Annotated in this window: 13 protein-coding genes; all 13 read left to right on the forward strand. The window is 60.9% G+C overall.

The window, feature by feature from the left end:
• The first annotated feature begins 67 nt into the window (after positions 1-67).
• Positions 68-547, forward strand: a complete 480-nt coding sequence (gene ybeY, locus VOI22_RS18605) for an rRNA maturation RNase YbeY (protein WP_323798024.1) — start codon at positions 68-70, stop codon at positions 545-547.
• Complete coding sequence (locus tag VOI22_RS18610; protein WP_323797934.1) at positions 544-1506, forward strand: hemolysin family protein; 963 nt, start codon at positions 544-546, stop codon at positions 1504-1506. Before ybeY ends, VOI22_RS18610 begins: the two co-directional genes overlap by 4 nt.
• On the forward strand, positions 1503-3110 hold the full coding sequence (gene lnt, locus VOI22_RS18615; RefSeq protein ID WP_323797935.1) for an apolipoprotein N-acyltransferase: 1608 nt from the start codon (positions 1503-1505) through the stop codon (positions 3108-3110). Before VOI22_RS18610 ends, lnt begins: the two co-directional genes overlap by 4 nt.
• Positions 3111-3247: 137 nt before the next feature.
• Positions 3248-3688, forward strand: a complete 441-nt coding sequence (locus VOI22_RS18620; RefSeq protein WP_323797936.1) for a helix-turn-helix transcriptional regulator — start codon at positions 3248-3250, stop codon at positions 3686-3688.
• A 181-nt stretch (positions 3689-3869) separates the two neighbouring features.
• The gene (gene metK, locus VOI22_RS18625; RefSeq protein ID WP_323797937.1) at positions 3870-5039 is read left to right on the forward strand and encodes a methionine adenosyltransferase; all 1170 of its coding nucleotides are present in this window, start codon (positions 3870-3872) and stop codon (positions 5037-5039) included.
• 24 nt (positions 5040-5063) lie between these two features.
• Complete coding sequence (trmB, locus tag VOI22_RS18630) at positions 5064-5801, forward strand: tRNA (guanine(46)-N(7))-methyltransferase TrmB (RefSeq protein ID WP_323797938.1); 738 nt, start codon at positions 5064-5066, stop codon at positions 5799-5801.
• Positions 5802-5979: 178 nt separating this feature from the next.
• Positions 5980-6477 carry a ribosome maturation factor RimP gene (gene rimP / locus VOI22_RS18635; protein WP_323797939.1) on the forward strand — a complete coding sequence of 166 codons (498 nt, stop codon included), beginning with the start codon at positions 5980-5982 and terminating at the stop codon, positions 6475-6477.
• Between the two features lie 49 nt (positions 6478-6526).
• The gene (gene nusA / locus VOI22_RS18640) at positions 6527-8101 is read left to right on the forward strand and encodes a transcription termination factor NusA (RefSeq protein WP_323797940.1); all 1575 of its coding nucleotides are present in this window, start codon (positions 6527-6529) and stop codon (positions 8099-8101) included.
• Positions 8079-8741: an RNA-binding protein gene (locus VOI22_RS18645; protein WP_323797941.1), complete on the forward strand. Its 663-nt coding sequence runs from the start codon at positions 8079-8081 to the stop codon at positions 8739-8741. Before nusA ends, VOI22_RS18645 begins: the two co-directional genes overlap by 23 nt.
• Before the next feature lie 52 nt (positions 8742-8793).
• Positions 8794-11400, forward strand: a complete 2607-nt coding sequence (gene infB, locus VOI22_RS18650) for a translation initiation factor IF-2 (RefSeq protein ID WP_323797942.1) — start codon at positions 8794-8796, stop codon at positions 11398-11400.
• Between the two features lie 42 nt (positions 11401-11442).
• Positions 11443-11883 carry a 30S ribosome-binding factor RbfA gene (gene rbfA / locus VOI22_RS18655; RefSeq protein ID WP_028466282.1) on the forward strand — a complete coding sequence of 147 codons (441 nt, stop codon included), beginning with the start codon at positions 11443-11445 and terminating at the stop codon, positions 11881-11883.
• Complete coding sequence (truB, locus tag VOI22_RS18660; RefSeq protein WP_323797943.1) at positions 11873-12799, forward strand: tRNA pseudouridine(55) synthase TruB; 927 nt, start codon at positions 11873-11875, stop codon at positions 12797-12799. The genes rbfA and truB overlap by 11 nt, the downstream gene beginning before the upstream one ends.
• 14 nt (positions 12800-12813) lie before the next feature.
• Positions 12814-13083 carry a 30S ribosomal protein S15 gene (rpsO, locus tag VOI22_RS18665; protein WP_028466284.1) on the forward strand — a complete coding sequence of 90 codons (270 nt, stop codon included), beginning with the start codon at positions 12814-12816 and terminating at the stop codon, positions 13081-13083.
• The last annotated feature ends 315 nt before the right edge of the window (positions 13084-13398 follow it).

Genomic DNA, 13398 nt, shown 5'->3' on the forward strand with positions numbered 1-13398 from the left:
GAGTAGTAGCAGCCGCAGCGAGATCGCGGCGCAGGATCCGCAGGAAGAGCCGGAGCAACCGGACTCTATTTACGATATTGCCGTCACCGTTTCCGACCCTGCCTGGGAGGTGGCGCTGCCCGACGCGGAGCGACTCTGTGTCGAGTGTGCCGTTGCGGTACTCGGGTCGGTGACAAAGCCGACCGAGCTCAGCATTGTCCTGAGCTCCGACGCCGAAGTCCGCGTACTGAACCGCGATTACCGCGGTAAGGACAAGGCAACCAATGTGCTGTCCTTCCCTTCAGGCCTTTCATCGGATCTGTCGGGAACGGATATGCTTGGCGATGTGATGCTCGCCTTTGAAACCGTTTCCATGGAAGCGGATCGTGACGGAAAAACCCTGGCGTCCCATCTGCGGCACTTGGTGGTGCACGGCATTCTTCATTTGCTCGGATACGATCACGAGACGGAGGAAGAGGCTTCTGAAATGGAGCGGCGGGAAGTTGAGATTCTCGACGGATTTGGCATTTCCGACCCCTATAATCCCGTGCTGGAGCCGGTCCAATGAATTCAGGTCCGGATAACAGGCCGGTAAGCGTGGATATCGTCGGCGTGACGGATGGCGACGATTTCGAGTCCGAAGGTCAACGGGAGCCGTCATGGACCCGTTTTCGGCAATTTTTCAAGGCGTTGAAGCTCAAGCGTAATGGCGGTGCGTCCGCACGCGACGCTCTTGAAGAACTGATTGAGGATGACGGCGGGACGATGGACGAGGATCTCGCCATCGACACGCATGAACGGGCGCTGATCCGTAACATTCTCGGGCTGCGCGACATCACGGCTGAAGATGTGATGGTACCGCGTGCCGATATCACCGGTGTGGCGATTGATACCAGTCTCGATGAGCTGGTAACGGATATGGTGAAGGATTCCCACAGCCGGGTGCCGGTCTACCGCGAGACGCTCGACGATGTGGTCGGCATGATCCACATGAAGGATGTTCTGGCGCATGTCCATGCCGGCAAGGATGTGCCGCTCAGCTCCCTGTTGCGGGAGGTCTTGTTCGTTTCGCCTTCGATACGAGCGATGGACCTGCTGCAGGAAATGCGTCTGACACGCCGCCATCTCGCGCTCGTCGTGGATGAGTTCGGCGGGATTGACGGGCTGATCACCATTGAGGATCTGATCGAGGAAATCGTGGGCGACATCGTCGACGAGCACGATGTCGAGGAAGGTCCGAAAATCGCCATGGTCGGGCCGGATACGGCGGTTGCCGATGCTCGCGCCGAAATCGAGGAATTTGAAGCTCTTTTCGGCAATGTGTTGACTGAGGAAGAGCGCGAGGAAATCGATACGCTCGGCGGGCTCGTCTTCTCGCTCGCGGGCCGTGTTGCGGCTCGGGGGGAGCTCCTGGCACACCCGGCCGGTGTCGAATTCGAGGTGCTTGAAAGTGACTCACGCAGGATCAAGCGGATCCGTATCCGGCGTGTGTCGACGGACGAGCCTGAAATGGAGGTCAGCCCGTGAGTGCATGGGCGTCTGTCGCCCGGTGGGGTGATGGCGTCCGTACTGGCATCAACCGGCTTGCAGGGCTGACCGGTTTCCGCAGTGTGGCCGTGATGGCGTTGGTCGGCGCGCTTGCCGCACTTGCTCTGCCGCCGCTTGACGTGCTGCCGGCTCTGTTCGCTTTCACCCTTATGCTGCTGACGCTCGATCGCCGCCGGACACTCACCGGGGCTTTCTTGACGGGCTGGGCGTTCGCCTTCGGGTATCACGTCGCCGGCCTTTATTGGATCTCCAACGCGCTTCTGGTAGACGGCGACCGGTTTGCCTGGCTGGTGCCGTTTGCCGCAGCGGGCCTTCCCGCCGTTCTCGGAGTGTTTGGCGGTCTGGCGACCCTGCTCTATGGCTGGCTCCGGCCGCGCGTATGGGTAAGGGCACCTGCGCTAGCGGGGGCCTGGACTCTCTCGGAAATGCTGCGGGGGCATGTCGCCACTGGGTTTCCCTGGAACTTGCCGGCCTCTGCCTGGTCTTTTTCCGATGCGCTGTTGCAGCCCTTGTCCCTGATTGGTGCCTATGGGTACGGCTTCTTCGTGGTTCTCTTTGCGCTGTCACCGCTCATGCTGTTACGGCGCACCGGGCGTTGGGAGCGTGGTTTCGGTGCTGTCTGTTTGCTCTTACCGGTGATTTTCGCCGGATATGGCGCGGTACGGCTTGCCGGCGCCGCCGATCCCGACATCAGTCGTCCCACAGTCCGGATCGTCCAGGGGAACGTTGCCCAGACGGAAAAGTGGAAGCCGCAGCTCTTGCAGGGGCATTTGGCTAAATACGCCACGCTGACGCGGGCACCACGCGCCACTGTCAAGCCCGCCGGGATGGGTGATCTTGCCCCGCCCAGTCTTGTGGTCTGGCCGGAAACTGCCGTTCCCTATGCGCTCAATCGCGAGCCGCGGCTGGCGGCTTATCTGGGCTCCCTGCTTCAGCCGGGGGCGCTGCTGATGACCGGAGTGCCGCTACGCGATCAGGTTTCCGATGATCCGGCGGAATCTCTGAGTTTCAATGCCGTTGTTGCTCTCAATGAGCGTGGGGAAATGGTCGCCAGGCTGCACAAGTTTCACCTGGTCCCGTTCGGTGAATATGTGCCTCTCAGTCAATGGTTGCCTGTTGAGACGATTGCGAAGACCGGTCGTGGATTTACGGCAGGGCCTGGGCCCAGCAGTTTCGCCCATGCCGGGTTGCCGCGCATCGGTGCTTTGATCTGCTACGAGATCATTTTCCCTGGTGCCGTGACGGAAGCCGGCGGGCCGCGGCCCGGCTTGCTGGTGAATGTGACGAATGATGCGTGGTTCGGAGTGAGTTCCGGACCCTATCAGCACCTGGCCGCGGCCAGGATGCGGGCAATCGAGGAAGGCTTGCCGGTTTTGCGGGCAGCAAATACCGGGATTTCAGCGCTGATCGATTCCTATGGTCGCGTTCTGGCGTCCTTGCCGCTGGAGCGTACAGGGACAATTGACAGTCCTATTCCAGCGTCCTTGGAAAATAAAACACTCTATGCGCGTGGCGGAGAGCTTGCGGCAATCTTGCTCGTGATCGCATCGTGTGGTGCCGCATTCTTTTTGCGCCGGAATTAAGCGGCTTTTTTCTTTTTTTTGCTACGGCTTTTATATTGACTGCATACGTTTGTATGGGTAACTGATTTTAGCGCAATTTGAGACTATTGGTTTGTAATATGGAGCAGCCGTCGAGCAAACGCCGCCCGGGAGGCCGGATGGCGAGCCTTGGAAAGCCAAATCCGGTCGATGTCCATGTCGGATCGCGTGTGCGAATGCGACGGACGTTGCTTGGGATTAGCCAGGAGAAGCTTGGTCAGGCGCTTGGGCTTACATTCCAGCAGGTTCAGAAATATGAGCGCGGTGCAAACCGCATCGGTGCAAGCCGGCTCTATGACCTCAGCCGCATCCTCGAGGTGCCGGTAAACTTCTTCTTCGAGGACATGGCGCAAGAAGTTCAGGAACAGTCGCCTGGCCGTCTGTTCGAAAAAGAACAGGAGCCGGACGCCTATCAGATCCCCGACGATCCGATGAACCGGCGTGAGACTCTTGAACTTGTCAGGGCCTATTACAGGATCGAAGATCCGGAGTCGCGCCGCCGCCTGTTCGACCTCATGCGCTCCATCGCCAATGCCTTCGATGGCGAAGATCCGGAATAGGCCGCACACGCTTTCCTCTTGACCATGAATCCCAAAACCGGCAGGAAGTCCTACCTCTCGGTGCCTTCATTCGATTCACCGGATAGAGATTCATGTCGAGCTGCTTCGAAACGAAGCGGGGCGTTCACGGGTACGTCTTCAAGCAGGCATGAGTGCAACTCATATTCTAGGAGAGCCCCCGTTGACTCAATCCGACTACGAATTCACCAGCGAATCCGTCTCCGAAGGTCATCCAGACAAAGTCTGTGACCGGATTTCCGACACGGTCGTTGATATGTTCCTGGCTGCCGATCCGATGAGCAGGGTTGCCTGCGAGACTCTGGCGACGACCGATAAAGTCGTTCTTGCCGGTGAAGTTCGCGGGCCCGCATCCGTAACGAAGGATGCGATCATCGAGTCCACCCGCGAAGCGATCAAGGATATCGGCTACGACCAGGAAGGCTTCAGTTGGAAGACCGCCGATATCGAGGTTCTCCTGCACGAGCAGTCGACCGATATTGCTGCCGGTGTTGACGCGACCGGAAACAAGGATGAGGGCGCGGGCGACCAGGGCATCATGTTCGGCTTCGCTTGCCGCGAAACCGAGCCACTTATGCCGGCGCCGATCCATTTTTCGCATCAGATCCTGAAATCCATGGCCGACGCACGCAAGTCCGGCGCGGACAAGGGTTTTGGCCCTGACTCCAAGAGCCAGGTGACCTTGCAGTATTCAAACGGGAAGCCGGTTCGGGCGACCTCCGTCGTGGTCTCGACGCAGCATGACGAAGACCTCGAGCAGGATGAGATCCGCGAGATGGTCCGCCGTCACGTGGAAAAGGTCCTGCCGGAAGGCTGGATGTGCCCGGAAGACCATTTCTACGTCAATCCGACAGGCCGGTTCGTGATCGGTGGTCCGGTCGGCGATGCCGGTCTTACCGGCCGGAAGATCATTGTCGACACCTATGGCGGCGCGGCTCCCCATGGAGGCGGCGCCTTTTCCGGCAAGGACCCGACCAAGGTTGACCGTTCGGCTGCCTACGCAGCCCGCTGGGTAGCGAAGAATGTTGTCGCGGCCGGTCTTGCCGACCGCTGCACCATTCAGGTCTCCTACGCGATCGGCATCTCTCATCCGCTGTCGGTGTATTTCAACACTTACGGTACCGGCCAGGTCGACGAAGCGAAGCTTGCCTCCGTTGTCCGGGAGATGGTTGATCTGTCGCCCCGGGGCATCCGTGAGCGGCTGGCGCTGAGCAATCCGATCTATCGCCCGACCTCGGCCTATGGCCATTTCGGTCGCGAGGACGGTGGCAAGGGTTACTTCACCTGGGAGAAACTTGACTTGGTGGATGAACTCAAGAGCGCGTTCGCCTGAAGCCTCTGAAAGCGGGACAGAGCCGTGCCCACGGGCAAGGAAGATCCAAAAGACATCGTACAGCGTGACCGCGTCTTCTATGGCAGAAGGCGCGGTCGCCGCTTGCGCGCGGGTATGGAAGGGCTGCTCGAAGAGCGGCTGCCGGACCTTGCCGTAATCTTGCCGGATGTAAACGAACCGGGTGCGACGCTGGATCCGGCGTCGCTGTTCCCGTACACCATCAAAGATGTCTGGCTGGAAATAGGTTTCGGCGGAGGCGAGCATCTGGCGGCCCAGGCCGCCGCGAGGCCGGATGTCGGGTTCATCGGCTCCGAGCCCTTCATGAATGGCGTGGCCAGCCTGATCCGACATTGCGAGGATCGAGGGCTTTCCAATGTGCGTATCTATCCGGACGATGTACGTGACCTGCTGCCGTTGCTGCCGGACGCCTCACTCGCCCGGATTACCGTACTATTCGCTGACCCCTGGCCGAAGAAGCGCCATCATTCGCGCCGCATCATCCAGCATGAAAGCATTGCCGAATTTCACCGGCTGATTGCGCCCGGTGGAGAGCTGCGGCTGGCGACTGACGATGTGGCCTATCTGCGGTGGATGCTGGCCCGTGCGACTACGCACCGGGGCTTCCGCTGGAAGGCCCGTGGCCCATCGGATTGGCGCGTCCGGCCAGCGGACTGGCCGGAGACGCGGTATGAGGCCAAGGCGCGAGATCAGGGCCGCCGTCCGGCGTTCCTTCGTTTCGAGCGTCTCGAAACGTTTGATTGAGCGAATCTTCTTGAAGAGGGCGCGCGTTCCGCTATAGTGCGACTTCCATTACAAGACCCAATCGGTAAAGCTGATAGGGTGGGCCAACGGCCCACTTTTTTTTTGTGCTTTGCCTGGGTGGTTTCCGGGCTTTTCGGGGCGGGACCTGAAGGGCCGGGGCGAGACTTAGAGGATACGGGTGACGCAGCAACTGAACGAGAAGATCGCCGCGATGATCGGCCCCTCAATTGAATCGATGGGCTACGATCTCGTGCGGGTGATGTTCACCGGTGGAAAGCAGGCGGTTCTCCAGATCATGGCGGAGCGCTCCGACCGGGCCCAGATGACGGTTGAGGATTGCGCGAGCATCAGCCGGGCGGTTTCCCTGATTGTTGATGTCGAGGATCCGATTTCCGGAGAGTATAATCTGGAAGTCAGCTCTCCCGGCATCGACCGGCCGCTGGTTCGGCCGGATGATTACGACCGGTTCGCCGGCTTCGAAGCGAAGATCGAGCTCGAGGTCGCGGTGAACGGACAAAAACGGTTCCGGGGCGAAGTGCTTGGTTCCGAGAATGGTGATACCATCGTGATTGATAAGGGAGGGGAGCGTATGAGCTTCCCGTTCGCATCGATCCGGACGGCGAAATTGGTTTTGACCGATGCTTTGATCGCCGCCGCTGAACGCGGCGAGATCTGAGCGCCGGTTTTGGCAAAAAACAGAACATAACGGCAAGAAGACGCGATCCATGGAAACGGCAACCCAACCCAAGCTTGAACTGATTCAGGTCGCTGACGTTGTTGCGCGCGAAAAAGGCATCGAGCGCGACGAGGTGCTTGAGGCGATGGAGCAGGCGATCCAGAAAGCCGGTCGCTCCAAATATGGCCATGATCACGACATTCGGGCGAATATCGACCGTCAAACCGGCGCCATCGAGCTGATGCGCGTTACCGAGGTTGTCGACGAGGTCGAGGACGAGGTGACGCAGATCCCGCTTGCCGCTGCGCAAAAGCGGAACCCGGAGCTGAAGGTCGGCGATCTGATCGTCGATCCGCTGCCGCCGATCGATTTCGGCCGAATCGCCGCGCAGACCGCCAAGCAGGTGATCGTGCAGAAAGTCCGCGAGGCCGAGCGCACCCGTCAGTTCGCCGAATTCAAGGATCGGGTCGGCGAAGTCGTCAACGGCATCGTCAAGCGGGTCGAGTTCGGCAACGTCACCATCGATCTCGGCCGGGCCGAGGCGGTGCTGCGCCGTGACGAGCTGCTGCCGCGCGAAAGCTTCCGGAACGGTGATCGTGTCCGGGCCTACATCTATGACGTCCGCGAAGAACAGCGCGGCCCGCAGATCTTCCTGTCCCGTACCCATCCGCAGTTCATGGCCAACCTGTTCAAGCAGGAAGTGCCGGAAATCTACGACGGTATCATCGAGATCAAGTCGGTCGCCCGTGATCCGGGCAGCCGCGCGAAGATTGCTGTGATCTCCTACGATGGCAGCATCGATCCGGTCGGCGCCTGCGTCGGCATGCGCGGCTCGCGCGTGCAGGCCGTGGTCGGTGAATTGCAGGGTGAGAAGATCGATATCATTCCGTGGTCCGAGGATCCGGCGACCTTCGTGGTCAACGCTCTGGCCCCGGCTGAAGTCAGCAAGGTTGTTCTCGATGAAGAACAGCGCCGCATCGAAGTCGTGGTGCCGGACGACCAGCTCAGCCTGGCCATCGGCCGCCGCGGCCAGAACGTACGTCTCGCCTCGATCCTGACCGGCTGGGATATCGACATCCTGACCGAGGCCGAGGAATCCGAGCGCCGCCAGGAAGAGTTCAAGACACGGTCGCGGACATTCATCGACTCTCTTGATATCGATGACGTGATTGCTCATCTGCTGGTAGCTGAAGGTTTCAGCACGGTTGACGAGATTGCCTACTCGCCGCTTGAGGATCTGGTCAGCATCGAAGGTTTCGATGCGGATATCGCCGAAGAACTGCAGAACCGGGCACTGGTTTTTGCTGAGGCGGAGCGTACCCGCCTGCAGGACCAGACCAAGGAACTTGGCGTTGCCGAAGACCTGCTCGCTTTTGAAGGTCTGACGCTGGCGCATGTCGTCAAGCTGGCCGAACAGGGTGTGAAGACGCTGGACGATCTGGCCGATCTGGCCGGCGACGAACTCATCGAAATGCTGCCCGATGCCGGTTTTGACCAGGATTCCGCCAATGGCGTGATCATGGCGGCCCGGGCTCACTGGTTCGAAGACGAAGAGGGCGACGAGCCCGACGCTGGCGCCGAAGACGCTGCTGGGGAGGCTCATGACGAGACCCCAGCAACATGAGCACCTCGCATTAGTCGATGGCGGTGATCTAGGCCGTAATCTGCGGCGCTGCATCGCCACCGGCGAAAGCGGCGAAACGGAGCGGATGATCAGGTTCGTCATCGGGCCTGATGATACGGTGGTTCCGGATCTGTCCGAAAAACTCCCGGGTCGTGGCCTCTGGGTGACGGCGAGCCGTGATGCGCTCACCGAAGCCAGCAAGAAGCGGGCTTTTTCGCGGGCGGCGAAGCAGAAGGTCGCGGTCCGAGAGGATCTCGTCGAGGCAGTGGAAGCCATGCTTGTCGCCTCGACCCAATCTCTTATCGGTCTGGCCCGCCGGGCCGGTGCGGCCATTGCGGGTCACGCCAAGGTGGAAGACGCCTTGCGCCACAGAAAGGCCTCGCTCCTTATTGAAGCGTCCGATGGCGCCGTCGATGCCCGGGAGCGCATGACGCGCCTCGGGGACGGGGTTCGGACTGAAGCTCTTCTGACGCGCTCCGAGCTCGGAGCCGCGTTTGATCGGGAGCAAACAGTACACGCGGCCATCCTGGCGGCGGGAGACCATTCGAAGGGCCTGACGGCCCGATTGACACGAGAATTTGCAAGACTATCGGGTTTCCGGGGCGATATTTCGCGACTCGGGTTGGAAAACAGCGGCTAGGGGTGTATTGAGGCCCCAGCTCGGTATTTACGGAAAAGACGCGCGACCTAGAATGACAACAAGCAACGAGACTGATCGCAAGAAACTGAGCCTGTCCGGAAAGAAGCTTTCCCTTGGGAAGTCTGCCGACACGGATCAGGTTAAGCAGAGCTTTTCCCACGGGCGCTCCAAGACTGTTCAGGTCGAGCGGCGCAAGAAGCGCGCCGGCGGTCCCGGCGGGTTTGGAGGCGACGCTGGAGGCTTGAGCGCGGAAGAGCGGGAACGCCGGACGCGGGCACTGAAAGAGGGCCTGCGTCAGCAGGAGGAGGCCGCGACGGCCGCCGCCGCTGCGACTCCGGCAGCGCCGGTAGCTGAGGCTGCTGTTGAAGCTGCCGCTGAGCCGGCACCGGCACCCGAGCCTGTTGATCGGCGTCAGGCTGAACTTGAAGAAATGCGCAAGATTGCGGATGCCGAAGGTAAAGTCCGCGATGAGGAAGCCGCGCGGCTCGCCGAAGAGGCTGCAGCACGCGAGGCCAAGCTCAAGGCTGAACAGGCCGCGGCACGGCCGGCGGAGTCCCGGAATTCTCCGGCAGCACGCGCGGCGGATCCGGCGCAACCTGCACCGGCTGCCGATGATGATGATGGACGGCGCGTCAAGCGCCGCACCTCCGGTGCGCCTGGCCGCCCGTCCGGCGCCCCGGCCACTCCGGATCGGCGCCCGGCGCCGACCCCGAACCGGCGTGGCGAACAGCGCCGCCGGTCCGGTAAACTTACCGTATCCCAGGCACTGGATGATCGTGGTGGCGAACGCTCCCGCAGTCTCGCATCTGTGCGCCGTGCCCGTGAACGCGAAAAGCAGCGGCTGCGGGAAGAGGGCGGCGAGCAGGCCAAGCAGATCCGTGACGTGGTTATTCCGGACGCAATCACCGTCCAGGAACTCGCGAACCGTATGGCCGAACGTGCCGGCGACGTGATCAAATCGCTCATGAAAATGGGCATGATGGCGACCATCACGCAGTCCATCGACAGCGACACGGCCGAACTGGTCGTTGCCGAGTTCGGGCACCGTTCCAAGCGCGTGTCCGAGTCCGACGTTGAACTTCAGCTCCAGGGCAAGGACGACGCTCCGGAGGACATGCAGCCCCGTGCACCGATTGTCACGGTCATGGGCCATGTCGATCACGGCAAGACCTCGCTGCTCGACGCGCTCCGGCGTTCCGATGTGGCTGGTGGCGAAGCAGGCGGCATCACCCAGCATATCGGTGCCTATCAGGTGACCGTGCCGTCTGGCGCGAAAATCACCTTCCTCGATACGCCGGGTCACGAAGCCTTCACTGAAATGCGGGCGCGCGGTGCCAACGTCACGGACATCGTTGTCCTGGTGGTGGCGGCCGATGACGGCATCATGGCGCAGACGGTTGAAGCCATCCGGCATGCGAAAGCCGCTGGCTGCCCGATCATCGTCGCAGTCAACAAGTGCGACCTTCCGGACTCCGATCCGAGCCGTGTGCGTCAGGAACTTCTGCAGCACGAGATCGTGGTCGAGGAAATGGGCGGCGACGTTCTGGCCGTGGATGTGTCCGCGAAGACCAGGGCCGGTCTCGACAAGCTTGAGGAAGCAATTCTTCTGCAGGCCGAGGTGCTTGAAGTCAAAGCCAACCCGGATCGCCGCGCCGAAGGTGCCGTGATTGAGGCGAAGATGGAAAAGGGACGCGGCAGCGTCGCGACCGTCCTCGTCACGAAGGGTACGCTCAAAGTTGGCGATATCTTCGTTGCCGGTGCCGAATGGGGCCGGGTGCGGGCGCTTCTGGGCGATCACGGACAGCGTACGGACAATGCCGGCCCGAGTATTCCGGTCGAGGTTCTTGGTCTGCAGGGTACACCGGTCGCGGGTGATGAATTCGCGGTGGTCGAGACTGAAGCCCAGGCACGCGAGATTGCCGAATACCGGCAGCGTGTTATGCGCGAGAAGTCGGCTGTTGCCGGCGCGCGTGGCTCCGTCGAGCAGATGCTGTCGGCCATTGCGGCCGGTCAGGCCGAGGAATTGCCGGTGGTCATCAAGACCGACGTGCACGGCTCCCTCGAAGCAATCCGTTCGACACTCGAGAAGATCTCCAATGATGCTGTTGCCGTGCGCATTCTGCATGGTGCCGTTGGCGGTATCAGCGAGTCCGATGTCGCGCTGGCGAAAGCTTCTAGCGCGCTGATCATCGGGTTCAACGTCCGGGCCAACCCGCAGGCGCGGGACATGGCGCAGCAGGAAGGTCTCGAGATCCGCTATTACTCGATCATCTATGAGCTGATCGATGACATCAAAGCGGCGCTCACCGGCATGCTGTCTCCGGATCTCAAGGAAGAGTTCCTTGGCAATGCGGAAATCCGCGAGGTCTTCAACATCACCAAGGTCGGTAAGGTCGGCGGCTGTATGGTTACCGAGGGCATGCTCCGGCGTGCGGCCAAGGTTCGTCTGCTGCGCGACAGCGTGGTGATCCACGAAGGCACGCTGAAGACGCTCAAGCGCTTCAAGGACGAGGTCAAGGAAGTCCGCGAGGGTTACGAGTGCGGCGCCGCCTTCGAGAATTACAACGACATTCAGGCCGGCGACCTCATCGAGTGTTTCGAGGTGAAGGAAGTCGCGCGGAGCCTGGAATCAGTCCAGCGGGCCAGCACCTCGTCCTGAGTGGCGGGGTTTGACTGTCACACAGTCTGACGGGAGCTAAAAATGGTTGGATCGCACCCTGACAAACCGGGGCGGGGCGGACGAGCGCCGTCACAGCGCCAGCTGCGTATTGGCGAGGAAGTGCGTCACGTACTGGCTGGCGTTTTTCAGCGCGGAGATCTGCACGACCCCGAACTGGAAGGCGCTTCGATCACGGTCAGCGAGGTCTCGGTAAGCCCGGACCTGCGCAATGCGAATGTGTTCGTTATGCCTCTCGGCGGCAGCAATGTGGATCACGTGCTCGGCGGGCTGAAGCGCGCCGCGCCGTATCTGCGGACGATGCTGGCCAAACAGATGTCGCTGCGTACCGTGCCGCGTCTTCGCTTTATCATCGACAATGCGTTCGAGACCGCCAACCGGATCAACGAGGTGTTCCAGAACCCTGTGGTACGCGCGGATCTCGAGAAGAAAGACGAGACGGACGAGGGCGGCAATGGCGCGTAGGAAGCGCGGCAACCCGGTAAATGGCTGGGTCATCCTGGATAAACCATCCGGCGTGACCTCGACCCATGCAGTGGCGGCGGTTCGGCGCGTGTTCGACGCCCAGAAGGCGGGACATGCCGGAACCCTCGACCCGCTGGCAACCGGAATTCTGCCAATTGCTCTCGGCGAAGCGACGAAAACCGTGCCTTTCGTGATGGATGCTTCGAAGGAATACACCTTCGAAGTGACCTGGGGCGAGGAGCGGACCACGGACGACCTTGAAGGGACTGTCTGTGGCACGTCGGACGTTCGTCCGGACGTCGATGCGATCAAGGCCGTGTTGCCCCAGTTTCAGGGCGTTATCACTCAGATTCCGCCGATTTTCTCGGCCGTCAAGGTCCAGGGCCAGCGGGCCTACGATCTGGCGCGCAAGGAAGTGCCGGTCGAGCTTTCGCCGCGCGAAGTGCGGATCGATTTCTTCGAGCTGGTCGAGGCGCTGGATGCGGATCACGCGCTGTTCCGTGTCGGCTCCGGAAAAGGCGCTTACATGCGAAGTCTGGCGCGGGATATTGCGCGGGCTGCCGGGACTCTCGGGCATATTTCGATGCTGCGCCGGCACCGTGTCGGACCGTTCCTCGAAGCAGATGCGATTTCGCTGGATTCCTTGAAGGCTTTGGAGCATAGTCCCGCCGCTTTCGAGCACCTATTACCGGTAGAAACAGCGCTAGACGGCATCCCGGCGCTGACTCTGGCCGGTGCAGAGGCAAATAAACTCAGATGCGGCCAGTCCGTCCCGGTCTTCCGGGCCCTGGATCTTGACCGTTTCGGAGATCTTCGGGAAGGCGACCTGATGTACGCCGTTTCCGGAGGCAGTCCCGTTGCGATCGGACGGATCGACGGCGGCTGTATTTGTCCGATGCGCGTACTCAACCTTTGACCTAGGAGTATTCGATGTCGATTACACAAGAGCGCAAAACAGCGCTGATCGAGCAGTATGGCCGCAAAGAAGGCGATACCGGTTCCCCGGAAGTTCAGGTTTCGATCCTGACCGAACGGATTGTGAACCTCACCGAACACCTGAAGACCCACAAGAAGGACTTCCATTCCCGCCGTGGGCTTCTGATCATGGTCGGCCAGCGCCGCCGTCTGCTCGACTATCTGAAGAGCAAAAACGTCGAGCGCTATCAGGTCATCATCAAGGAACTGGGCCTGCGCCGCTAATCTATGCAGCGCCGCCAAAAACAGTAACGCGTCCGCCCTGCGAATTCCGTGGGGCGGTTTGCGTTTCTACAGGGCTTTCTGGATCGCCATATTGGGTTTGACGCCCTCGGCGATCCATGCGATTGAAAGCCCGCTCAATAGAGGAAAAAACCGAAGAACCGTACCGATGAGACACCGATAAATATGAGCCGTGTGTCACCTCGCTCGACCCTATGTTCGGTAACCATGGGCCCCCTGAGCAGTTCTCCCGCGCCCCGTGAGGCGATGCGTTCGAAGAACTGGACCGGATTGCCCCATTCCACGCCAAACACAGGA

The sequence above is a fragment of the Nisaea sp. genome (assembly GCF_034670185.1).
GTDB lineage: Bacteria > Pseudomonadota > Alphaproteobacteria > Thalassobaculales > Thalassobaculaceae > Nisaea.